The following is a 23,597-nucleotide window of genomic DNA, read 5'->3' on the forward strand; positions in this document are numbered from 1 at the left end:
GGGTTGCCGGCCAGCGGCCGGCAGTGCCCGGGGTGCTGCGGCGTCATGGGGTTGCCGGCCAGCGGCCGGCAGTGCCGGTTAGAAGCGGCCTTCCTGGAAATCGACGAAGGCCTGCATCAGCTCCTGGCGGGTGTTCATCACGAACGGCCCGTGGCGCATCACCGGCTCGCGCAGCGGTCGTCCCGCCACCAGGATCAGGCGCGCGCCCTCGGCGCCGGCCTGCAGCTGCAGCAGTTCGCCGCCGCCCAGCACCGCCAGTTCCTGGTGCGCCACCGGACGGGCATCCTCGCCCTGCCCCACCGTCAAGCCGCCTTCGAACACGTAGGCAAACGCGTTGTGCCCTTCCGGCAAGGTGTACTCCCAGCGCGCGTTCGCGGCCAGGGTGATGTCCAGATACACCGGGTCGGTGGCCGGCTGCACGATCGGACCGGTCACCTCGCCCACCTGGCCGGCAATCACCTTCACCTGCACGCCGTCGCCGGGCGTGGTGACGGGAATGCGCTCGGGCGCGAATTCCTGGTACTTCGGGTCGGTCATCTTGTCGCGCGCCGGCAGGTTCACCCACAGCTGGAAGCCGCGCATCTGGCCCGATTCCTGCTCCGGCATCTCCGAATGCACCAGCCCACGGCCGGCGGTCATCCACTGCACGCTGCCCGGGGTGAGCAGGCCTTCGTTGCCATGGTTGTCCTTGTGCCGCATGCGCCCGTCGAGCATGTAGGTGACGGTTTCGAAGCCGCGGTGCGGATGGCTGGGGAAGCCGGCGATGTAGTCTTCGGCGCGGTCGGTGCCGAATTCATCCAGCAGCAGGAACGGGTCCAGGTCGGGCAGCGAGGGGCCGCCGATCACCCTGGTCAGGCGCACGCCGGCGCCATCGGAGGTGGCCATGCCACGGATCGTGCGCTGTACGCGCACCGGGGTGGGGCTGCTCATCTCGACTCCAGCAAAAGGAAACCAGCCACCAAGATGGGCGCCCGGGTGGCAACCGCCAATCGCCACGCCCGCAACCGATTGTTCCAGCGGTGGCGTTCGCGTGCCGTGCAGGCGCGCGCGTGTGCCGGGCCGCTGTCCGCATCCTCACGCGCGCCACGTTGCGCCCTACGACCAAAGTACTAGCGGCAAGCACCTGCGTTTGCATTGACCCCATCGGTGCCAAGGCAGACTCTTACGACGATCTCCAGGGAGACGCAATCTCATGAAAGGTTTTTCCAAGCTGGGCTGGGCCGCGCTCGCGCTGCTCGGCGCGTTCTGTCTGGGCGTGGTCGCACTGCGCCGTGGCGAACACATCAATGCGCTGTGGATCGTCGTCGCTGCGGTGTCGATCTACCTGATCGCCTACCGTTTCTACAGCCTGTTCATCGCCGACAAGGTGATGCAGCTCGACCCGACCCGGGCCACCCCGGCGGTGCTCAACAACGACGGCCTGGACTACGTGCCCACCAACAAGCACGTGCTGTTCGGCCACCACTTCGCCGCAATCGCCGGTGCGGGGCCGCTGGTGGGCCCGGTGCTGGCCGCGCAGATGGGCTACCTGCCCGGCCTGCTGTGGCTGGTGGTCGGCGTGGTCCTGGCCGGTGCGGTGCAGGACTTCATGGTGCTGTTCATCTCCAGCCGCCGCAACGGTCGCTCGCTGGGTGACCTGGTGCGCGAGGAGATGGGCCAGGTGCCCGGGACCATCGCGCTGTTCGGCGCGTTCCTGATCATGATCATCATCCTGGCGGTGCTGGCGATGGTGGTGGTCAAGGCGCTGGCCGAAAGCCCGTGGGGCATGTTCACGGTGATCGCGACAATGCCCATCGCGATCCTGATGGGCGTGTACATGCGCTACATCCGCCCCGGCAAGATCGGGGAAATTTCGGTGGTCGGCCTGTTCCTGCTGCTGGCGGCCATCTGGTACGGCGGCAAGGTCGCCGCCGATCCCGTCTGGGGTCCGGCCTTCACCTTCACCGGCATCGAGATCACCTGGATGCTGATCGGCTACGGTTTCGTCGCCTCGGTGCTGCCGGTGTGGCTGCTGCTGGCACCGCGCGACTACCTCTCCACGTTCCTCAAGATCGGCACCATCGTGGCGCTGGCGATCGGCATCCTGATCGTCATGCCGGAACTGAAGATGCCGGCGTTGACCCAGTTCGCGGCCAGCGGCGACGGCCCGGTCTGGAAGGGCGGCATGTTCCCGTTCCTCTTCATCACCATTGCCTGCGGCGCGGTGTCCGGCTTCCATGCGCTGATCGCTTCGGGCACCACGCCCAAGCTGTTGGCCAATGAGCGCCACATGCGCTACATCGGCTACGGCGGCATGCTGATGGAATCGTTCGTGGCGGTGATGGCCCTGGTGGCGGCGTCGATCATCGACCCGGGCGTGTACTTCGCAATGAACAGCCCGGCGGCGGTGATCGGTGCCGATGCCGCTTCGGCCGCGCACTTCATCAGTACCACCTGGGGCTTTGCGATTACCCCCGAACAGCTGGAAGCCACCGCGCTGGCGATCGGCGAGCCGACCATCCTGCACCGTGCCGGTGGTGCGCCCACGCTGGCGGTGGGCATCGCGCAGATCCTGCACCAGGCCATCCCCAGTGGCAGCAACGCGATGATGGCGTTCTGGTACCACTTCGCGATCCTGTTCGAAGCGCTGTTCATCCTGACCGCGGTGGATGCCGGTACCCGTGCCGGTCGCTTCATGCTGCAGGACCTGCTGGGCAACTTCATCCCGGCACTGAAGAAGACCGAATCGTGGACGGCCAACATCATCGCCACGGCCGGTTGCGTGGCGCTGTGGGGCTACCTGCTGTACACCGGCGTGAAGGATCCCTTCGGCGGCATCCAGACCCTGTGGCCGCTGTTCGGCATCTCCAACCAGATGCTGGCCGGCATTGCCCTGATGCTGGGCACGGTGGTGCTGTTCAAGATGAAGCGCGAGCGCTTTGCCTGGGTGACCGGCGTGCCGGCGGTGTGGCTGCTGATCTGCACCACCTACGCGGGCCTGATCAAGATCTTCGACAAGAACCCGGCCCAGGGCTTCCTGGCGCAGGCGCACAAGTTCCAGGACGCGATCGCCACCGGCACCATCACCGCGCCGGCCAAGAGCCTGGACCAGATGCATCAGATCGTGGTCAATGCCTACGTCAACACCAGCCTGACCGTGCTGTTCCTGTTCGTGGTGTTCTCGATCCTGTTCTATGCGATCAAGACCATCGTGCAGGCGCGGCGCAATCCGCAGCGCAGTGACAAGGAAACTCCGTACGTGGCGCTGCAGCCGCACCAGATGGCGGACCTGTGATGAGTACCGAACTGGTTCCCGTTGGGCAGTACCAGGCGCACCGCCGGTTGTGGCGGCGCCTGGTGCAGACCGCACGCCTGTGCTGCGGCATTCCCGACTACGACAACTACGTACGCCACGTGCTCGACAACCATCCCGACCGCGTGCCGATGGACTACAAGACCTTCTTCCGCGAGCGCCAGGAGGCGCGCTACGGCGGCAGGAACGGGGGCCGCTGCTGCTGAGCGGCGACATCGGTTGAATACTGGAACGGCGGCGCGAAAGCGCCGCCGTTTTTTCATGGCCCAATGGGGTGTCGGCCCGTTCGTCCCATGGACCTCACCTGGTTCGGGCGGCGCGCGTAAACCCCACTCTCTACTGTCGGCCGCTGGCCGGCTCCAGGCGCGTAAACCCCACCCGGTAGTGCCGGCCGCTGGCCGGCTCCAGCCGCGTAAACCCCACCCGGTAGTGCCGGCCGCTGGCCGGCTCCAGCCGCGTAAACCTTACCCGGTAGTGCCGGCCGCTGGCCGGCTCCAGGCGCGTAAACCTTACCCGGTAGTGCCGGCCGCTGGCCGGCTCTTCATGAACCCACGGTTTCACCTGGAGCCGGCCAGCGGCCGGCACTACCGGGTGCGTTGAGATTACGAAGAGCCGGCCAGCGGCCGGCACTACCGGGTGCGGGCTGATTGCCAGGGCCGGGCGTTATTCGGTCAGCGTCACCGGGGTCAGCGTGACCTTGGCATTGTTGGCCGCGCCCATGCGGTCGGTGTAGGCCTGCCCGCGCTGCAGCAGGTAGAAGCTGTCCAGGTAGTCGGTGTCGTTGGCGAACCAGGTGGTGGGCATCGCCTTGAGAATGGCGCCGGCGATATCGGCGATCACCGCGTACTCCGGCGCGAACGCGCCGAGTACCGCCTTGACGCCATCGGTCAAGGCCACCAGCAGGTCCTGGTAGTTGGTGTCGCCGTCATCTTCAAACAGCTGCACGTTGGCCGCGTCGAAGCGGTAGTTGCCCCAGATCACCAGCGGTTGGCCGGGCGTGTAGTCGGTGTTGTCGTGGTCCAGGTACGGCAGGGTCAGCGTGGCCATTTCCGGTTCGGCCGCGCCGATCTGCAGGCCCGACACCACCGCGAATACCTCCGCACCGCCCAACGCCCACGGCTCCTGGTCGTCGGCCAGGCGGATGCGGTCCAGCCGGGTCAGGTCGAGCGAGGCGCTGCCGTTGGCGGCCAGCCGGATGCGATCCGGCGACTGCAGGCCGCGCGCCTGCAGCCCCGCGTTGACCACCGCCATGCCCTCTTCCACCGCCGTGCGCGTATCCACATCGACGATCAGCACCGGAAAGGCCGGGGCGCTGCGCGCGTCCAGTATGTGGCGCCGCCCCTGCGGGTCGTAGGCGGTCAGCGTGGTCCAGTGGCGGTCATCGCCGCGTGGCAACACCGCCACCCACAGCTGGGCGGCGGGCACGTCGGTCAGCCGGGTACCGGTGGGGACGTAAGCGCGGAGTTGCAGCAGGTCCGCGCCGGCGGCGGGCAGCCCCTTCGTCTGCCGCAGCTGGCGATCCTGCGCGGCCAGCGTGCGCGTGGCCTGGGTGCGTGCCTGCGGATCGAAGCGGGCCATCAACCGAGCCAGCGGCACACCGTCGGGGCGCGTCGCAAGTGCACCGGTCACCGCGGCGGCGAAGCCCGGCTGGGCCATCAGCGCGGCCACGTCACGGGCGCTGGCATCGGTAATGGCCTGCACATCGGCGCGCTCGATGCGCGCGGTCTGGGCAACGGCGGTGGCGCTGGCCAACAACAGCAGCGCGGTCACACAGCATCGGAACAGTCCCTGCGGTTTCATGCATCGTCCTGGCTGGACGCCGATTGCCATCGGCGGAGATTCCACCCGTGATGCCCCCTGCCACGGGGTGGCGCATAACGCCGCACGTTACGGGGCAATTGCGAAAGGGTCTGGTACCTGATCCACACTCTGGACGTCGCGTGGCTCAACGCCGTCTTCCCGCGGGCCGGCTCCACGCCATCTCTCCGCAGAGGGTAGTGCCGGCCGCTGGCCGGCTCCAGGTGAAACCATGGGTTCATGAGGAACCGGCCAGCGGCCGGCACTACCGGGGAGGAATGCCGTCGTTGCGGGGGCGTGCGATTCGCTGGGCGGTCAGGCGCCGGCCATCCATTTCAGGATCAGGCCGGTGACGTAGGCCAGGCCGGTGCCGGTGGCGTAGCCCACCGTGCCCAGCAGCACGCCGACTGGCGCCAGACTCGGGTGGAACGCGGCGGCGACCACCGGTGCCGACGCGGCGGCGCCGATGTTGCCCTGCGAGCCGATCGCAAAGAAGAACAACGGCGCGCGCAGCAGCTTGGCGGCAATCCACAGCACCAGGATGTGGGTGAGCATCCAGATCGCGCCCAGCGCGAACAGCCACGGGCGGTCCAGCAGCGACAACAGGTCCATCTGCATGCCGATGCAGGCGATCAGGAAGTACAGGAACAGCGTGCCCAGGCGCGACGCACCGGCCGACTCGAGCCGCCGCGCGCGGGTGAAGCTCAGGCCCAGGCCGAGCGCGGTGGACAACAGCACCACCCACACGAACGCGCTGTCCAGGCTGAATTGGCTGGCCCAGCTGACGTTGGCCTTGAACCACCCGCTCAGCGGCGCGGCGATCGCATGCGCCAGGCCCACTCCGCCCAGCGCCACGCCCACGATCACCATCAGGTCGGTGAGGCTGGGAATGCGGGCGTTCTGCGCCTCATAGGCGGAAATCCGTGCCTTCATTTCATCGATGGCCCGGGTGTCGGCACCGTTGCGCGTGTCGATCTGCTGGGCGCGGTTGGCCAGGAACAGCAGTACCGCCATCCACAGGCTGGCACAGGCGACGTCGACCACGGCGAACTGGCCGAAGGTGGTGGCATCGGTGCCGAACACTTCGCGCATCGCCACCATGTTGGCGCCGCCACCGATCCAGCTGCCGGCCAGTGCGGCCATGCCCTTCCAGGTATCGCCCGCGACGGTTGCCGGATGGATCCAGGACATTGCCTGGAACGACACGATCGCGCCCAGGATGATGCCCAGCGTACCGGCGCAGAACATCACCAGCAGCTTCGGGCCCAGCTTGAGAATGCCCTTGAGGTCGATCGACAGGGTCAGCAGCACCAGCGCGGCCGGCAGCAGCACGTCGCGTGCGACCGGGTTGTAGAGCGAGGTGTTGTGGCCATCGATGAGGCCGACGGTGTTGTAGATGGCCGGGATGAAGTAGCACAGCAGCAACGCCGGCACCCAGGCGAAGATCTTTTTCAGCTGCGGGGTCGGGCCACTGGCTGCCCAGAAAATAACGGCGAGCGTAGCGGCAATCAGGCCAAGCCCGACGATATCGTTGGTGATCAGCGCGGTACTGGTTTCGGTCGGCATCTTGCCATCCTCTGTCGATCGAAGAAAAAAAAGCGCCGCATAAAGCGGCGCCTTTCCAGAGGTTAACATCATCTTCACGCTGCGCCACCCTGCAGTGCAGCGTTCGCCAGGTCGATTACGTCATCGCATCGCCTGCTGCCTGCGGCAGCGACGCACCCAGATCCAGAATCACCCGGGTGCCGCGTGGCGCGCAGGGCTCTATCTGCAGCGCCCAGCCCAGGTGGTCGCAGAGTTTGGCGATCAGTTCCAGCCCGATCCCACTCTGCTCGTTGCGATCGCCACGCGCCAGGCGTGCGTGCACCGCGGCGATTTCCTCCGGGCTCATGCCATGCCCCGGATCCTGCAACGTCACCACGGCCCGGTCGGACACGTGCACATGGATGGTGCCGCGCCCACTGTTCTCGATGGCGTTGCGCAGCAGGTTGCCGATGGCCGCCTGCACTACCGCCGGTGGCGCGATGATGTCGATACGGGCCAGGCCATCCACGGCGATGCGCAGGTCCTTGTCGCCCATCAGGTGGCGGTGGTCTTCGATGATGGCCGGCACCAGCTGGTCCAGCGCGATGCGCTCGCCGAGCGCGACCAGCCGCGCCGGTTCGCGGGCCAGCACCAGCAGCAGCTGGATCAACTGTTCCACGCCCTGCGCGGTGCGATGCACGCGCTGCATCTGCTGGCGCGCGCGTTCGGGCAGGCCCGGTTGCTCCAGCGCCAGTTCGGCCGCACCGGTGATCACCGCGATCGGCGTGCGCAGCTCGTGGCTGGCGGTGCTGACAAACACGCGCTCGCGCTCGACGAATTGTTCGTTGCGCGCCAGGTAGTCGTTGACCGCGTCGGCAATGACGTACAACTCCGAACTGCCGCGCGGGTCCACCTGCACGCGCTGTCCCGGCACACCGGGCTTGAGCCCGTCGATGCGCTGGGCCAGCGACCGCAGCGGGCGTACCAGCCGGCCCACGCCGAAGGACGCCATCAGCACGGTCACGATGATCATCACCACGCCGGCCAGCATCACCCAGCGCGTGGCGAACTCTTCCAGTTCATGGAAGTCGTTGATGTCCAGCGCCAGCGCCAGCCGCCCCAGTGTGGCGGTATCACGCACCATCACCGCGCTGGACCGGCCATTGATCACCACCCCGTCGTGCAGGCCCGGGTGCAGCGTGCGCAGGATCGGTGGCACGCCCTCGCTGCCATCCACGGTGAACAGGCGCAGTGTGTCCGAGTCCTGCCAGCGGTAGTGCGGCTCGTGTTCGATGTGGTTGACGATGCTGTCCAGCTCGGAGTTGAGCAGCGCGCGCCAGGCCGAATGCTCGGCATGTTCGTGCACGTAGTTGCCCACGCTGAACACCGCCAGCGAGATCAGCCCCAGGTAGCCCAACAGCCACCACACCAGGCGCCGATGCAGCGGCGCGGGTTTACGCGGTTTCATCGGCACTGTCCGCGGCGCTCACACCCAGCCGGTAGCCTACACGTGGCAAGGTGTGGATCAGTTTCTGCTGGAACGGGCCGTCCACACTGCGGCGCAGTTCGTACACGTGCGATCGCAGCAGGTCGCCATCCGGTGGTTCATCGCCCCACAAGGCGAATTCCAGCTGTTGGCGGGTTACCGCGCCGGGGCTGGCGCGCATCAGCACTTCCAGCAGCTTGCGGCAGGCCGGGTACAGGTGCAGCGCCTTGCCGTCGCGGTGCGCCTCCAGCGTGGCCAGGTCCAGCTTGAGGTCGGCCACCTCCAGCAGCTTGCGCGGGTTGCGGCCGTGCGCACGCACCATCAGCGCTTCCAGCCGCACTTCAAGTTCGGGCAGCGCGAAGGGCTTGGTCAGGTAATCATCGGCGCCGGCGCGGAACCCGGCGATCTTGTCGGGCAGTTCGTCACGTGCGGTGAGCATGATCACCGGGACTTCCGAGCCGTGGTCGGCGCGCAGCCGGCGCAGCACCTCCGGGCCTTCCATGCGCGGCAGCATCCAGTCCAGGATCAACGCGTCGTAGGCATGGCTGGCGGCCAGGTGCAGGCCGGTGACGCCATCGGGGGCTACATCCAGAACATGTCCGCGCGACTCGAAATAGTCGAACAGGTTGGCGACCAGCTGGCGGTTGTCTTCAATGACCAGGAGCCGCATGGCAGACTCTCGTGAACGGATCGGCGCATGGTAGCCGCATCCATGTCGGAATCCGGTCGCAATGGCCCGGTTTCGACGCTTTTCCTACGCTGTCGGGGAGACAGTACTGGTTTTGCCCAAGGATCCGGACGTGCCTGAAGCCCGCTTGTCCCGCCAGCATTGGCATCTGCTCGCCTGCGTGGCCATCGTGCTGGCGCTGCTGGCCGGGATCGGCATGCGCCAGCCCTCGCCGCCGGATGAGCCGCGCTTCGTACTGGCCGCCCGCGCCATGGTGGACAGTGGCCAGTGGCTGCTGCCGCATCGCGGCGGCGACCTGTATGCCGAAAAGCCGCCGGTGTTCATGTGGATGCAGGCCGCCAGCCACCAGCTGCTGGGCAACTGGACCCTGGCGTTCCTGCTGCCGTCGCTGCTGGCGGCGTTGCTGACGCTGTGGCTGTGCTGGGACCTGGGGCGTCGTCTGTGGAACCGGCGGGTTGCCTGGTGGGCCATGCTGGCGCTGGCCAGCTGCCTGCAGTTCGGCTTGATGGCCAAGCGCGCGCAGATCGACATGGTGCTGGTGGGGCTGACCACGCTGGCCATGTGGGGGCTGCTGCGGCACCTGCTGGAGGCGCCGAACCGGCGCGCGGTGCTGCTGGCCGGGTTCGCCGCCGGCCTGGGCACGGTGACCAAGGGCGTAGGCTTCCTGCCCCTGCTGGTGCTGTTGCCCTGGGCGCTGTGGCGGTGGCGGGTGCGCGGCGACGACGGCCACGCGGGCCGGGGACGCGCCTTGTGGCTGCTGGTGCCGGGGTTCCTGCTCGGCACGGCGGTGTGGCTGGCGCCGCTGGGCATTGCCCTGCTCCACTCCACCGATCCGAGCCTGCAGGCCTACGCGCGTGAACTGCTGTTCAAGCAGACCGGCACGCGCTATGCCAATGCATGGCACCACGTGAAGCCAGCCTGGTACTACCTGCAGGTGATGGCCACGCTGTGGCTGCCCGGCAGCCTGCTGCTGCCGGCGCTGCTGCCGGCGTGGTGGCGGCGGCTGAAGCGCCTGGATGGCCGCTACTGGCTGCTGCTGGGGTGGGCGGTGCTGGTGCTGGTGTTCTTCAGCGCCAGCCCGGGCAAGCGCGAGGTCTATATTTTCCCGATGCTGCCGCTGCTGTGCGTGGCCGCTGCGCCGGTGCTGCCTGGCCTGCTGCGCCGCACCGGACCGCGTTGGCTGCTGCTGGTCTACGTGGGCGTGCTGGCCGCCGCCGCGCTGTACGTCGGCGTACAACTGCTCGGCGGAAGCCCTTGGGCGCATGCCCAGCTGGATCGGCGTGGCATGCCCGACAGCCTGCTGCCCCTGCTGGGGGGCTGGGTGCTCGGGTTCGGCGTGCTGCTGATGGCCGCACTGGTGTGGCTGCGCCAGCGACGCGTCGGTGCACTGGTGGTGGTGTGCGCCTGCCTGCTCTGGAACGTGTACGGCTGGGGCCTGATGCCGGCGCTGGACCCCTACAGCTCGGCCTCGGCGTTGATGCAGCGGGTTGGCCAGCGGATCGGGCCAGACGCGCAGCTGGGCCTGGTGGCGTGGCGCGAACAGAACCTGCTGCAGGCCGACCGCACGGTAACCGAGTTCGGCTTCAAGCGCCCGTGGGACGAACAGTGGCAGCAGGCCGGGCCATGGCTGCAGCAGGCGCCGGAGACACGCTGGCTGTTGGTGCTGGACCAGGCCATGAGCCCCTGCGTGGACGCCGCACAGGTGGTGGACATTGGCAGCAGCAACCGCAATCGCTGGCAGCTGGTGCCGGGCCGTGCATGGCGCGCCGGGTGCCAGGCCCACCTGGCCCCCGATGCGGCGTCGGACGACGAGCAGGACTGAACCGCCGGCATCGGCGGTCGCGGCTTAACCTGCGGGCAACACCGCTCCGACCGCTCTCCGACACACCGCTGACGACCATGGCCGCGGATCACCCCGCCCGGCGCCTTGCCCATGTCCTCAGTTCCTGCCGTACCGTTTGGCCCGCTTCCGCTGGCCGCAGCCGCCCGCCCGGGTTTCCTGCGCAGCCACCTGGGGCTGCCGCTGTTGCTCACCGTGGTCGCCAGCACGGTGCTGATGGGCATGGGCGGCGACCAGTGGCTGGCCGACCAGTTCTATCGGCTTGAAGGCCAGCACTGGGCCTTGCAGAACGCCTGGGCCACCAGCCAGCTGGTGCACAAGGGCGGCAAGTGGGCCAGCACGCTGGGGGCGCTGGTCGCGATCCTGCTGTGCATGCACGCCTGGCGCAGCGACCGCGCCGCGGCATGGCGTTGGCCGTTGCTGTACCTGGTGCTGGCGGTCGCCCTGGGCACCGGCGCGGTGTCGCTGCTCAAGTCGCTGACCAACATGGACTGCCCGTGGGACCTGGCCCGCTATGGCGGGCACCGCGAGTACGTGGGTCTGTTCGCCAGCCGTGCGCCGGGCATGCCGCGCGGGGTGTGCTTCCCGGCCGGGCATTCCAGTGCCGGCTTCGCCTGGGTCAGCCTGTACTTCTTCGCGCTGCTGGTGCGCCCGGCGTGGCGCTGGCGCGGGCTGGCCGTAGGGCTGGTGGCCGGCGGCGTGTTCGGCCTGTCCCAGCAACTGCGTGGCGCCCACTTCCTGTCGCATGACCTGTGGACCTTGGCCACCTGCTGGACCCTCTCGCTGGGCCTGTACCTGCTGGTACAACGCGTCGCCGCGCGCACGCAGACCGTGCCTGCCTCCGTTGCGCAGGGAGAGGCCGCATGAGCGCGACCCTGCCGCGCAGCGCGCGCCTGCCCGCGCTGACTGCCCTGCTGTCGTGGCGGCCGCAGCTGTCGACCGAAGCGCTGATCGTGCTGACCAGCGTGTTCTTCGCGCTGGCCTGCAATGGCCTGTTCTGGCACAGCGCCATGGCCACCCACCCGGGCAGCCTGCGCTTTGCCACCTCGCTGCTGCTGTTCCTGGTGGGCGCGCACTGCCTGCTGATGGGGCTGCTGGTGTGGCGGTGGAACGCCAAGGTGGTCATTGGGCTGTTGCTGCTGTGCACGGCGATGGCCGCGCACTACATGGGCAGCTACCACATCTATCTGGATGCGGACATGCTGCGCAATGTGCTGGCCACCGATCACAAGGAAAGCGGCGAGCTGATGACGCCGGCGCTGATTGCGCCGCTGGTGCTGCTGGCGCTGCTGCCGATGCTGGTGCTGTGGCGGCTGCAACTGCTCAAGCGCAGCTGGGGCAAGGCGCTGTTGTGGCGTGCCGGCTTCCTGCTGCTCTCGCTGCTGGTGGCACTGGGCGGGGCGATGCTGTCGTTCCAGGAAATGTCGGCGCTGATGCGCAACCAGCGCGAGGTGCGCTACCTGGCTACCCCCGGCAATGTCCTGCTGGGCCTGCCCAAGGCGCTGCGCGGCGACAATCCGATCCAGCGCGCGCCCAAGCTGCCAATCGGCACCGACGCCACCGCCACGCCGCGCGCCGCAGGCAGCCGGCCGCGCTTGCTGGTGATCGTGATGGGCGAAACCGCACGCGCGCAGAACTGGGGTCTGAACGGCTATGCCAAGCAGACCACACCGGAACTGGCGCAGGCCGGGGTGATCAACTTCCCGGACATGCATTCGTGCGGCACCAGCACCGAAGTCTCCCTGCCCTGCCTGTTCTCGCCGTACGGTCGCCACGACTACGACGAGAAAAAAATCCGCGCGCACCAGTCGTTGCTGCACGTGCTGGACCGCGCCGGCATCAGCACGCTGTGGCGTGACAACCAGTCCGGCTGCAAGGGGGTCTGCGAAGGCCTGCCGATGCAGGCGCTGGACGACGCCACGCACCCGCAGCTGTGCGCCAACGGACGCTGCATGGACGAGATCCTGATCGACGACCTGGCCACGCAGGTACGCGCCAGGCCCGGCGACCGGGTGGTGGTGCTGCACCAGCTGGGCAACCACGGGCCGAGCTATTTCGAACGCTACCCGGCCCGCTTCCGCCACTTCACCCCCACCTGCGACACCGCCGACCTGGGCAGGTGCAGCCGTGAGCAGATCACCAACAGCTACGACAACGCGCTGCTGTACACCGACCACCTGCTGTCGCGCACGATCGGCACGCTGAAGGGCATGGACGACTACGACACCGCGATGATCTACCTCTCCGACCATGGTGAATCACTGGGCGAGAAGGGCCTGTTCCTGCACGGCGTACCGTATGCGATCGCACCGCAGGAACAGACGCGGGTCCCGATGACGATGTGGTTCTCCCCCTCGTTCGCCGCCAACCGCGGCCTCAACCTGGCCTGCGTGCGCCAGCGCGCGGGCCGCTACACCGACCATGACAACCTGTTCCCGTCGGTACTGGGGCTGATGCAGGTCAAGACGGCCATCTACGAACGCGACCGCGATCTGTTTGCAGGATGCGAGGCTTAGTCTTCTGCTGGCGAGTCGGTTTCCGCGCAAGGCGAGAGTGGCCGTTGTAGTTGCACTTGCCGTTGCCATGCGCACCAGCCCTGTGTGGACGGGTCGGTACGGGTGGGTTGGCGGGACCGTTGGGCGCCATGGGTCCGGCGCATGCGCCGGACGGGTCGGGCAGGACGCCCGACCCCGGCCTTGCCGTTTGTGCAGGACTGCACAAACGCGCAAGGCGCTCACGAGCCTACACGGACGTACTTGCGGCGTGTCCCGCCAACCCGCCCGTACCGACCCGCCAACAGCAGCAATGACGCCATGTTGTTGGCGCGCGAAGCGCGTGCGTGCTGCCCTGCCCCTTGCGGTGTGACGGACGCTTCACTAGCCTTCGCCGGTCTGTCACCACCCAAGGATGTCCCCGTGAACCACCGCCCGCTCCTGCTGGCCCTGGCTGTCAGCGCTGCCGCACTGACGCTGGCGGCCTGCCAGAAGGAAACGACCCCGGCCGATGCCCCCGCCGCGGCTGCTGCCACCCCCACCGAGACCGCGGACCAGTTCATCGCCCGCGTCAACGCCGAGTACAAGGCCATGTACCCGGAAATGACCTCGGCACAGTGGCTCTCCTCGACCTACATCAACGAGGATTCCGAGCGCGTGGCGGCCAAGGCCAACGAACGCTGGCTCACCGTCCTCAACGGCTGGATCACCCAGGCCGGCACCTATGATGGCAAGCCCATGAGCGAGGATACCAAGCGCCAGATCCACCTCCTCAAACTCATGACCTCCATGCCCGCCCCGCGCGACCCGGCCAAGCTCTCCGAGCTCACCCGCATCGCCAGCCGCATGGAAGGCGCCTACGGTGCGGGCAAGTACTGCACCGATGACGCCAACCCCGCCACCTGCCGCCAGCTTGGCGACCTCGAACAGGTCCTTGCCCGCAGCCGCGACTACGACAAGCAGCTGGACGCCTGGCAGGGCTGGCACGCCACCACCAAACCCATGCGCGCCGACTACCAGCGCTTCGTCGGCCTCGTCAACGAAGGTGCCAAGGAAATGGGCTTCGCCGACGCCGGCCAGATGTGGCGCAGCGGCTATGACATGCCGCCCGAGCAGATCGGCCCGGAAACCGACCGCCTGTGGGAACAGGTCAAGCCCATGTACGAACAGCTGCACTGCTACGCCCGTACCAAGCTCGACGACACCTACGGCAAGGACAAAGCCGAAACCGACGGTGGCCTGATCGCCGCCCACCTGCTCGGCAACATGTGGCAGCAGGACTGGTCCAACCTCTGGGACCAGCTTGAACCCTACCCCGGCGCCGGCAGCCTGGACATCACCGCCGCACTGGAAAAGCAGTACCAGACCAACCTCAGCGGCGCGCTGGCCAAGGCCGGCGGCAACAGCGCCACTGTCGAAGCGCAGTTCAAGGCGCAGCGTGAGGCCGAACTGCGTACCGCCAAGCAGATGACCGAACGTGCGCAGGACTTCTACGTCTCGCTCGGCATGCCCGCGCTGCCCAAGTCGTACTGGGACAAGACCCAGTTCATCAAGCCGCTGGACCGCGACGTGGTCTGCCATGCCAGCGCCTGGGACATGAACATGGACGGCGACGTGCGCACCAAGATGTGCATCAAGCCCACCGAAGAAAACTTCACCACCATCTACCACGAGCTGGGCCACATCTATTACGACCTGGCCTACAACCCGCTGCCGCCGCTGTTCCAGGGCGGTGCCAACGACGGCTTCCACGAAGCGATCGGCGACACCATCGTGCTGGCGATGACCCCGCAGTACCTCAACTCCATCGGCCTGGTCGACAAGCCGCAGGAAAGCCGCGAGGCCACCATCAACGCGCAGATGCGCATGGCCCTCAGCGGTGTGTCGTTCCTGCCGTTCGGCCTGATGATCGACCGCTGGCGCTGGGGCGTGTTCGACGGCTCCATCACCCCGGACCACTACAACCAGGCGTGGTGGGACCTGAAGGCCAAGTACCAGGGCGTGGCCCCGGTGGGCGTGCGCGGTGAAGAGTTCTTCGATCCGGGTGCCAAGTACCACGTGCCGGGCAACACCCCGTACACCCGCTACTTCCTGGCGCGCATCCTGCAGTTCCAGTTCTACAAGGGCCTGTGCGATGCCTCCGGCTACAAGGGGCCGCTGCACCAGTGCAGCTTCTACGGCAACAAGGAAGCCGGACAGAAGTTCTGGGCGATGCTGAGCAAGGGCGCCAGCCAGCCGTGGCAGGCCACCCTGCGCGAGATCACCGGCGGCGACAAGCTCGATGCCGGCCCGATGATCGAGTACTTCACCCCGGTCAACGAGTGGCTCAAGCAGCAGAACCAGGGCCAGATGTGTGGCTGGAAGGCACCGGCGGCCACCGCCGCGGCCACCCCGGCCGCGACCGCACCGGCGGCACGCTGACCGTGCAACAGGGCCGGCCGCTGGTCGACTCCATCGCTGCATAAAAAACCGGCCGAAAGGCCGGTTTTTTCTTGAATGCAGCCACGCATGGCGTGGCTCTACCCGCCCGGCCTCAGGATTTCGTCGGGGTCTTCAGGCTGGCCGCAAGTTCGGCCTTGAACTGCTCGAAGTCCTTGCCGTCGGCCTTGGCCTCGGCATGCGCGGCGTCCTTCAGTGCATCCGAATACACCAGGCGCACCGGCGTGCCCTGGCGTTCGTGCAGTTCGGCGGCCTGCATGATCAGCGCCAGCACGCGGGCGGCACTGGGGGTCTGGCCGGCGATACGGCCGTCCATGCCCAGCACCCATTCGCCATCACGGCGCACCACGCCGGCCAGCAGCGTGCGCTGCTGGTCGCGCAGTTCCGCATGCGGTTCGACCGGCGAGGCGACGGCCTGCTCACGGTTGGCGGCCTGGGTTTCACGGCGCCGGCGGATGTCGCGGCGCAGTTTGGAGGTGGTCGACATCAAGAACGTCCGGACTGCATCAAAGCGCCAAGGATACCGCAGGTGCCCCGCCAGGCCTGCCGGGGGGCCGCCGCCCGCCTCAGTCCAGCACCTTGCCGTGACGCCAGTACCCCATGAAGGTGATGGCCCGTTTGTCGATCCCGCAGTCTTTCACCAGGTGCCGGCGGATCGCCATCACCGCGCCGGCCTCCCCGGCCACCCAGGCGTACAGCCCGCCCCCCTGCGCACTGGCCTGCTCCCACAGGATGTCCTGGTCGATGTCGATCTCGGCCAGGTCCTGCTCGGCCGCGCGCAGCCCCAACGGCCCGACCCGCGCCTGCACGGCCTGCTGCAGCAGCTGGCCGTGCGCGGCGCCCTCGCGCGCCAGCCAGAACAGCTGCGCGCCCACCGGGGCCGCCAGCGGCAGCACGTCGGCGTCATGGGCCACTTCCAGGAAGGCCTGCACCTGCGGCGGGTGCGGCCAGCGGGCCAGGTCTTCCAGGATGCCGGCCACCGCCGGCAGCGCGGTGTCATCGGCCACCAGCAGCACCCGTTGTACATCGGCCGGCGGCTTCCACTCGAACCCCTGGCTGCTCTCGGCCACCTGTGCATCCGGGGCCAGCAGACCGATGCGGTCGCCGACGCGGGCATGGGTGGCCCAGCGCGAGGCCGGGCCGGTCTCCCCGTGCAGGACGAAATCAATGTCCACCTCGCCCGCTTCGGGGCGTAGCGCGCGAATGGTGTACGTGCGCATCGGGGCGCGCTCGCCCTCCGGCAGGGCGCGGTAGCGCGCGTACCAGTCCTCGCCCTGCGGCACCTGCGGCGCGTCCTGGCCGGGCAACGGGAAGAACACCTTGATGCGCTGGTCCGGCCCGTCGGACTTCATGTTGGCCACGTCGGGCGCGGCGAACACCATGCGGGTCAGCGACGGGGAAAGGACGGTGCGCTGCTTGAGCGCGACGTCGAACAGGCGGTAGGTCTGCTGTGCAGCCATGCAATCACCCTGGAGTGCGGCGGACACGGACGGCCCGCAGGGGAATGGGTTGGCTGTCGTGGTGCACGAACTGGCTGGCGAGCGCACAGGATACGCCGCCATCGCAGGCTGGCAGCTGCGCGCGACGCAACCGTGGCGTGCGCGCGGCTTATTCGATCGGCGTCAACAGCGCGCGTCGCTGCTCGCAGTGGCGTTCCCAGTACCAGAAACTGGCCCCCACGGCGAAGAAGCCGGCATAACCCAGCGCAAGATGCAGAGGCTTGGCACTGAGCAGCGGCGAGACCACGCCGGCGACCACGGTGTTGATCATCAGCTGGATGAACATCTGCATCGACGAGGCCAGCCCGCGCTGGTGCGGGTACATGTCCAGCACCGCCAGCGCCAGGATCGGGAAGATCAGCGCCATGCCCACGCCACCCAGGAAGATCGGCAGCACCGCCCACGGCAGCATGATCTGCGGCACCGCCAGCACATAGCCCAGGTTGAGCGCCGCCGACACCGCGCACAGGCCGAAGCCGATGCCGATCTGGCGCTGCGCGGTCAGCCGCCCGGCCATGCGCCCGGACAGGAACGAGCCCATCGTCATGCCGCCGATGGTGGGAATGAACAGCCACGCAAAACCGCCCTCGCCCAGCTTGAGGTGCTGCATGACGAACACCGGCGCCGAGGCGATGTACAGGAAGATGCCGGAGAAGTTGAACGCACCGGCCGCCGCCAGCCGCAACAGGCGCGGGTTGGAGCCCATGCGCAGGTAGCTGCGTAGCAGTTCGCGCATCGACAACGGCGTGCGTGCGTCCACCGGGTGGGTTTCGGGCAGCCACTTGCCGGTGGCCAGCAGCAGCACCACCCCGAACAGCACCAGGAACCAGAAGATCAGCGGCCAGTCGCCCCCGCCGAGCAGGATCCAGCCACCGATGATCGGCGCGATCGCCGGGGCCACGCCGAAGATCATCGACACCTGGCTCATCAGCCGCTGTGCGTCGGCCCCGTGGTACAGGTCACGGATCACCGCACGGCCGACGATCACCCCGACCCCGGCGGTGACGCCCTGCAGCGCGCGGAACACCAGCAGCGTGGTCATGTCGCGCGACAGCGCGCAGCCGATCGAGGCGCCGATGAACAGCACCAGCCCGCCGATGATCACCCGCTTGCGCCCGAACGCGTCGGACAGCGGGCCGTGCGCCAGGCTCATCAGGCCGTAGAACAGCAGGTACACGCTGATGGTCTGCTGCACCGCGACCTGGTCCACCTGCATGCGCTCGCCCAGCAGCAGGAAGGCCGGGAAGATGGTGTCGATGGAGAACGGACCGAACATCGCCAGGCCTGCGAGCAGCAGGGCCAGGCGGCGGGTCGAGGGCGAGGCGGGCGTCATGCGGTCTTCCGTCTGGGCCATGCGCAAATGCACGGCGGGCGCCAGCCCGGAACGGGCGGCGCCAGATGAATACGAGGATCCAGCCATCATAGGCCTTTGCCGGCCCCCGCACCATGCCAACGGCGCCATCCGGGGGCGTCTGGCGGCCCCCATTCATCCCGGAGAATGCCGTTGCCGGGAAGACCGCTGGGCTATAATCGCCGGGCTACATGGTGGGAGAAGCGGCGCTTTGTTTTGAAGCACCCGCTGCCGAAGGCGCAACGCCCGTAATCGCTCAGGCCCGATACCACCCGCATCAAAACTCTGGAGAGACCGGCCACTGCCGGCGCCGAAGGGGCACGAAGCACGCAGATGCGCGCTTTTAAACTCTCAGGCAAAAGGACAGAGGGGCACCCAGGAAGACCGCAAGGTCCGGTGGTTCGCGCACGTGTGCGATGCACCCCGGCCAGGCCGCCTTCCGAACGTGCGTGCCCACTCTTCGAGATGCCAGCCATGTCCCAGAACACCCCTTCCCTGCGCGAGCTTGAACACAGCCACGCGTTCGTCGAACGCCACATCGGCCCCAACGACGCCGAAATCGCGCAGATGCTCGACGTGGTCGGCCACGCCTCGCTGGACGCACTGACCGATGCGATCGTGCCCGCCGGGATCAAGTCGCCGGCAGCACTGGCGTTGCCCGAGTCGCTGACCGAAGTGCAGGCCCTGGCCAAGATCCGCGCCATCGCCGACAAGAACCAGGTGTTCCGCACCTTCATCGGCCAGGGCTACTACGGCACGCTCACCCCGAACGTGATCCTGCGCAACGTGCTGGAAAACCCGGCGTGGTACACCGCCTACACCCCGTACCAGGCCGAGATTTCGCAGGGCCGCATGGAAGCGCTGATCAACTTCCAGACCCTGTGCGCCGACCTGACCGGCATGGAAATCGCCAACGCCTCGCTGCTGGACGAAGCGACTGCGGCAGCCGAAGCGATGACCCTGGCCAAGCGTTCGGCCAAGAGCAAGTCCGACACCTTCTTCGTGCACGACGCGGTGCACCCGCAGACGCTGGAACTGCTGCGCACCCGCGCCGAGCCGATGGGCATCGTGCTGCGCGTGGGCACCCCGGCCGAGGCCATGGAAGCAGAAGCCTACGGCGTGCTGCTGCAGTACCCGGACACCTTCGGCCATGTGGGTGACTACAAGGCGCTGGCCGATGCCGTGCACGCGCGCGGCGGCCTGGTTGCCGTGGCCACCGACCTGCTGGCGCTGACCCTGATCGCCGCCCCCGGCGAATGGGGCGCGGACATCGTGGTGGGCAACTCGCAGCGGTTCGGCGTGCCGTTCGGTTTCGGCGGCCCGCATGCCGCGTTCATGGCCTGCCGCGACGCCTACAAGCGCTCGATGCCGGGCCGCCTGATCGGCGTGTCGGTCGACGCCCAGGGCAATGCGGCTTACCGCCTCACCCTGCAGACCCGCGAGCAGCACATCCGCCGTGAGAAGGCCACCTCCAACATCTGCACCGCACAGGTGCTGCTGGCGGTGATGGCCTCGATGTACGCGGTGTACCACGGCCCGGAGGGCCTGACCCGGATCGCCCGCCGTACCCATCGCCTGGCCGCGATCCTGGCCAGTGCGCTGCGCACCGCCGGCGTCAACGTGGGCGAGCACTTCTTCGACACCCTGCACGTCAAGGACATCGACGCCAAGGCGATCCACGCCAAGGCCGCCGCCGCGCGCATCAACCTGCGCGCGATCGACAGCGAAGCGGTCGGCATCAGCCTGGATGAAACCACCACCCGCGAGGACATCGTGGCCCTGGGCCAGCTGTTCGGTGCCACGGTGGATGTGGATGCCCTGGACGCCCGCACCGCCGACGCCCTGCCGGCCGGCCTGGTGCGCACCAGCGCGTTCCTGACCCACCCGGTGTTCAACACCCACCACAGCGAACACGAACTGCTGCGCTACCTGCGTTCGCTGGCGGACAAGGACCTGGCCATGGATCGCACCATGATCCCGCTGGGCAGCTGCACCATGAAGCTCAACGCCACCGCCGAGATGATTCCGGTGACCTGGCCGGAGTTCGCCAACATCCACCCGCTGGCCCCGGCCGACCAGGCCACCGGCTACAAGGAACTGATCGAGAGCCTGGAAGCGATGCTGGTGGAATGCACCGGCTACGACGCGGTGAGCCTGCAGCCCAACTCGGGTGCGCAGGGCGAGTACGCCGGCCTGCTGGCGATCCGCGCCTACCACCGCTCGCGCGGTGACGACCACCGTGACGTGTGCCTGATCCCGGATTCGGCGCACGGCACCAACCCGGCGTCGGCGCAGATGTGCGGCATGAAGGTGGTGGTGACCAAGACCGACGCCAACGGCAACGTCGATGTGGAAGACATCCGCGTCAACGCCGAGAAGTACAGCGACCGCCTGGCCGCGATCATGATGACCTACCCGTCCACGCACGGCGTGTTCGAGGAAGAGGTGGTGGAGATCTGCGAGATCATCCACAAGCACGGCGGCCAGGTGTACACCGACGGCGCCAACATGAACGCCCTGGTCGGCGTGGCCAAGCCCGGCAAGTGGGGCTCGGACGTGTCGCACCTGAACCTGCACAAGACCTTCTGCATTCCGCACGGCGGCGGCGGCCCGGGCGTGGGTCCGTGTGCGGTCAAGTCGCACCTGGCGCCGTTCCTGCCGGGCAAGCTGGGCGACAACGGCCCGGTGGGCATGGTCAGCGCGGCCAGCTTCGGCAGCGCCTCGATCCTGCCGATCAGCTGGATGTACATCACCCTGATGGGCACCGCCGGCCTGCGCAAGGCCACCCAGGTGGCGCTGCTCAACGCCAACTACATCGCCACCCGCCTGGCCCCGCACTTCAAGACCCTGTACACCGGCCGCAACGGGCTGGTGGCACACGAGTGCATCCTGGACGTGCGCCCGCTGGAGAAGACCTCCGGCATCGCCGCCGAGGACGTGGCCAAGCGTCTGATCGACTTCGGCTTCCACGCCCCGACCCTGAGCTTCCCGGTGGCCGGCACGCTGATGGTGGAACCGACCGAAAGCGAATCGCTGCACGAGCTGGACCGCTTCATCAACGCGATGATCCAGATCCGCGAGGAAATCGCCGCGATCGAAGACGGCCGCCTGGACCGCGAGGACAACCCGCTCAAGCACGCCCCGCATACCGCCACCGCGGTGTCGGCCAGCGAGTGGGCGCACGCCTACCCGCGTGAGCTGGCGGCCTTCCCGCTGGCCAGCCTGCGCCAGCAGAAGTACTGGCCGCCGGTGGCGCGCGTGGACAACGTGTACGGCGACAAGAACGTGATGTGTGCGTGCATCCCGGTGGATGCCTACAAGGAAGACGAGGGCGTGGAGGTCTAAGCCTCCCTGCCCCGACGCAACAGGAAACGGCCCGCGCAAGCGGGCCGTTTTTCTTGACGGGATGCCCCGTCGCACGCGACGCCGGCAGTGCCGGCCGCTGGCCGGCTGCGATCTCCCCGGTAGTGCCGGCCGCTGGCCGGCTCCTACAGATGCCCATCGGCATGGTGCAGAGCCGGCCAGCGGCCGGCACTACCGGATCTCGATCAGTGAGGCGATGAGCCGGCCAGCGGCCGGCACTACCGGGTCTCGATTGGTGAGGTGGGGAGCCGGCCAGCGGCCGGCACTACCGGGTCTCGATTGGTGAGGTGGTGAGCCGGCCAGCGGCCGGCACTACCGGGTCTCGATTGGTGAGGTGGTGAGCCGGCCAGCGGCCGGCACTACCGGGTGGTTAGGTGATGTGCCGGCCAGCGGCCTGCAGTATCGTCAGTCGGCCTGGCGGCTGGCGCGCACGCGGCGGGCGACTTCGCTGCTGATGGCGATCACCGCGGTCAGCGCGGCCATCGACAGGAACTGCAGGCGGGTGTGCGACTCGGACAGCAGCAGGCCGAAGATCAGCGCCAGCACGCCCAGGCCGATTACGGTGAGGTACGGATAGCCGGCCATGCGGAACGGCAGGCGGGTGCCGTCGCGGTTGGCGCGGTGGCGCAGGATCAGCTGCGACAGCAGCGAGATCGTCCACACCAGCAGGCAGGTCGAGCCGACGATGTTGAGCAGCACCGGCAGCACCTTGTCCGGGAACAGCAGTTCCATCACCGTGGCCGCGAAACCGAACAGCACGCTGGCCAGCACCGCGATGATCGGTACCTGGCGCGGGTCGGTCCAGCCCAGTACGGCCGGGGCCTCCTGGCGTTGGGCCAGCGAGTACATCATGCGCGAGGCGCCGTAGAGGTTGGCGTTGAGCGCCGACAGCAGCGCGATCACCGCGATCAGGGTGATCGCCGTGGCCGCGCCGGGAATGTTGGCCACCTGCAGCACCGCCGCGAAGGGCGACTTCAACGCTTCGCTGGTCCACGGCACCACGGCGATGATCACGCTGAGCGAGCCGATGTAGAACACCAGGATGCGCCAGGCGACGGTGCGGATGGCGCGCGCGATGCTGCGCTCGGGGTCTTCGGTTTCGGCCGCGGCCACCGCCACGATCTCGGTGCCGCCAAAGGCGAACACCACCACCAGCAGCGCCGCGCCCACCCCGGCCAGGCCCTTGGGCGCGAACCCGCCGTGCGCGGTGAAGTTGGACAGGCCCGGCGAGGCCACGTCCGGCAGCCAGCCCATCAACAGTGCCACGCCGATCAGGATGAAGCCGATGATGGCCACCACCTTGAGAATGGCGAACCAGAATTCGAACTCGCCGAAATTCTTCACCCCGAGCAGGTTGATCGCAGTGAAGAACAGCATGAAGGCCAGTGCGGCCATCGGCACCGGCACCGCCGGCCAGACCGTGGCCAGCAGCCCGGCCGCGCCCACCGCTTCGGCGGCGATCACGATCACCAGCTGCACCCACCACAGCCAGCCCACGGTGGCTCCGGCAGTGGCGCCCATGGCGTCGGCCGCGTACACCGAGAACGCGCCACTGGTGGGCTTGGCCGCGGCCATCTCGCCCAGCGCGTTCATCACGATGATCACCAGCGCGCCGGCAACCAGGTAGGACAGCAGGACCGCCGGTCCGGCCGCCTGCACGCCCACGCCGGACCCCAGGAACAGGCCCGCGCCGATCGCGCTGCCCAGCCCCATCATGATCAGCTGGCGCGGCTTGAGTGCGTGGCCCAGGCGGGGAGCGGCTGGCGTCGGAGTCTGGGATGCGGGCATCGGAATCGCTGGGCGGGCAACAGGTGCCACACGATACC

17 protein-coding genes and 1 riboswitch are annotated in these 23,597 nt (G+C 68.0%); of the genes, 7 read left to right on the forward strand and 10 right to left on the reverse strand.

Annotation, left to right across the window (positions count from 1 at the left end; genetic code table 11):
- Positions 1-78 precede the first annotated feature (78 nt).
- The gene (locus tag ABIA71_RS15745) at positions 79-930 is read right to left on the reverse strand and encodes a pirin family protein (protein ID WP_354286431.1); all 852 of its coding nucleotides are present in this window, start codon (positions 928-930) and stop codon (positions 79-81) included.
- 262 nt (positions 931-1,192) lie between these two features.
- Between ABIA71_RS15745 and ABIA71_RS15750 the strand changes: the two genes are divergently transcribed.
- Both ABIA71_RS15750 and ABIA71_RS15755 read left to right on the forward strand, forming a co-directional pair.
- Positions 1,193-3,274 (forward strand): carbon starvation CstA family protein, encoded by a 2,082-nt coding sequence (locus ABIA71_RS15750; protein ID WP_128096230.1) that lies wholly within the window; start codon positions 1,193-1,195, stop codon positions 3,272-3,274.
- A complete protein-coding gene (locus tag ABIA71_RS15755) occupies positions 3,274-3,498 on the forward strand; it encodes a YbdD/YjiX family protein (protein ID WP_038686969.1) in 225 nt (74 codons plus the stop codon). The genes ABIA71_RS15750 and ABIA71_RS15755 overlap by 1 nt, the downstream gene beginning before the upstream one ends.
- Before the next feature lie 130 nt (positions 3,499-3,628).
- Here the strand turns inward: ABIA71_RS15755 and ABIA71_RS15760 are convergent, their stop codons facing one another.
- The 5 genes from ABIA71_RS15760 to ABIA71_RS15780 form a co-directional block, all read right to left on the reverse strand.
- The gene (locus ABIA71_RS15760; RefSeq protein WP_354286434.1) at positions 3,629-3,853 is read right to left on the reverse strand and encodes a hypothetical protein; all 225 of its coding nucleotides are present in this window, start codon (positions 3,851-3,853) and stop codon (positions 3,629-3,631) included.
- A gap of 102 nt (positions 3,854-3,955) precedes the next feature.
- Entirely contained in the window at positions 3,956-5,092 is a 1,137-nt protein-coding gene (locus tag ABIA71_RS15765; RefSeq protein ID WP_354286436.1) for a DUF3103 family protein, read from the reverse strand.
- A 312-nt stretch (positions 5,093-5,404) separates the two neighbouring features.
- Positions 5,405-6,655 carry a DUF819 family protein gene (locus ABIA71_RS15770; protein ID WP_128096232.1) on the reverse strand — a complete coding sequence of 417 codons (1,251 nt, stop codon included), beginning with the start codon at positions 6,653-6,655 and terminating at the stop codon, positions 5,405-5,407.
- A 115-nt stretch (positions 6,656-6,770) separates the two neighbouring features.
- A complete protein-coding gene (locus ABIA71_RS15775) occupies positions 6,771-8,081 on the reverse strand; it encodes a sensor histidine kinase (RefSeq protein ID WP_354286438.1) in 1,311 nt (436 codons plus the stop codon).
- Positions 8,068-8,769, reverse strand: coding sequence for a response regulator transcription factor (locus tag ABIA71_RS15780; RefSeq protein ID WP_128096234.1), 702 nt, complete (start codon positions 8,767-8,769; stop codon positions 8,068-8,070). Before ABIA71_RS15780 ends, ABIA71_RS15775 begins: the two co-directional genes overlap by 14 nt.
- 214 nt (positions 8,770-8,983) lie before the next feature.
- Between ABIA71_RS15780 and ABIA71_RS15785 the strand changes: the two genes are divergently transcribed.
- The 4 genes from ABIA71_RS15785 (at position 8,984) to ABIA71_RS15800 (ending at position 15,540) form a co-directional block, all read left to right on the forward strand.
- Complete coding sequence (locus tag ABIA71_RS15785) at positions 8,984-10,609, forward strand: ArnT family glycosyltransferase (RefSeq protein WP_354286554.1); 1,626 nt, start codon at positions 8,984-8,986, stop codon at positions 10,607-10,609.
- Positions 10,610-10,720: 111 nt separating this feature from the next.
- Positions 10,721-11,494, forward strand: a complete 774-nt coding sequence (locus ABIA71_RS15790) for a phosphatase PAP2 family protein (protein WP_502961265.1) — start codon at positions 10,721-10,723, stop codon at positions 11,492-11,494.
- Entirely contained in the window at positions 11,491-13,143 is a 1,653-nt protein-coding gene (locus ABIA71_RS15795) for a phosphoethanolamine transferase (protein WP_354286440.1), read from the forward strand. Before ABIA71_RS15790 ends, ABIA71_RS15795 begins: the two co-directional genes overlap by 4 nt.
- 399 nt (positions 13,144-13,542) lie before the next feature.
- Positions 13,543-15,540: a M2 family metallopeptidase gene (locus ABIA71_RS15800; protein ID WP_354286442.1), complete on the forward strand. Its 1,998-nt coding sequence runs from the start codon at positions 13,543-13,545 to the stop codon at positions 15,538-15,540.
- Between the two features lie 112 nt (positions 15,541-15,652).
- Here ABIA71_RS15800 and ABIA71_RS15805 read toward each other — a convergent pair whose 3' ends face one another.
- The 3 genes from ABIA71_RS15805 to ABIA71_RS15815 all read right to left on the reverse strand — a co-directional run bounded on the left by ABIA71_RS15805 (position 15,653) and on the right by ABIA71_RS15815 (position 18,390).
- The gene (locus tag ABIA71_RS15805) at positions 15,653-16,045 is read right to left on the reverse strand and encodes a hypothetical protein (protein ID WP_354286444.1); all 393 of its coding nucleotides are present in this window, start codon (positions 16,043-16,045) and stop codon (positions 15,653-15,655) included.
- Between the two features lie 79 nt (positions 16,046-16,124).
- Complete coding sequence (locus ABIA71_RS15810) at positions 16,125-17,018, reverse strand: siderophore-interacting protein (protein ID WP_354286446.1); 894 nt, start codon at positions 17,016-17,018, stop codon at positions 16,125-16,127.
- Positions 17,019-17,166: 148 nt separating this feature from the next.
- Entirely contained in the window at positions 17,167-18,390 is a 1,224-nt protein-coding gene (locus ABIA71_RS15815; protein ID WP_354286448.1) for a multidrug effflux MFS transporter, read from the reverse strand.
- Between the two features lie 293 nt (positions 18,391-18,683).
- Positions 18,684-18,785, forward strand: a riboswitch (glycine riboswitch).
- A gap of 88 nt (positions 18,786-18,873) precedes the next feature.
- Between ABIA71_RS15815 and gcvP the strand changes: the two genes are divergently transcribed.
- Positions 18,874-21,753 (forward strand): aminomethyl-transferring glycine dehydrogenase, encoded by a 2,880-nt coding sequence (gcvP, locus tag ABIA71_RS15820; protein WP_354286450.1) that lies wholly within the window; start codon positions 18,874-18,876, stop codon positions 21,751-21,753.
- Positions 21,754-22,176: 423 nt separating this feature from the next.
- Here the strand turns inward: gcvP and ABIA71_RS15825 are convergent, their stop codons facing one another.
- A complete protein-coding gene (locus tag ABIA71_RS15825; RefSeq protein WP_502961266.1) occupies positions 22,177-23,559 on the reverse strand; it encodes an amino acid permease in 1,383 nt (460 codons plus the stop codon).
- Between the last annotated feature and the right edge of the window lie 38 nt (positions 23,560-23,597).

The sequence above is a fragment of the Stenotrophomonas sp. 2619 genome, from assembly GCF_040548725.1.
GTDB classification, from domain to species: Bacteria; Pseudomonadota; Gammaproteobacteria; order Xanthomonadales; family Xanthomonadaceae; genus Stenotrophomonas; species Stenotrophomonas maltophilia_AP.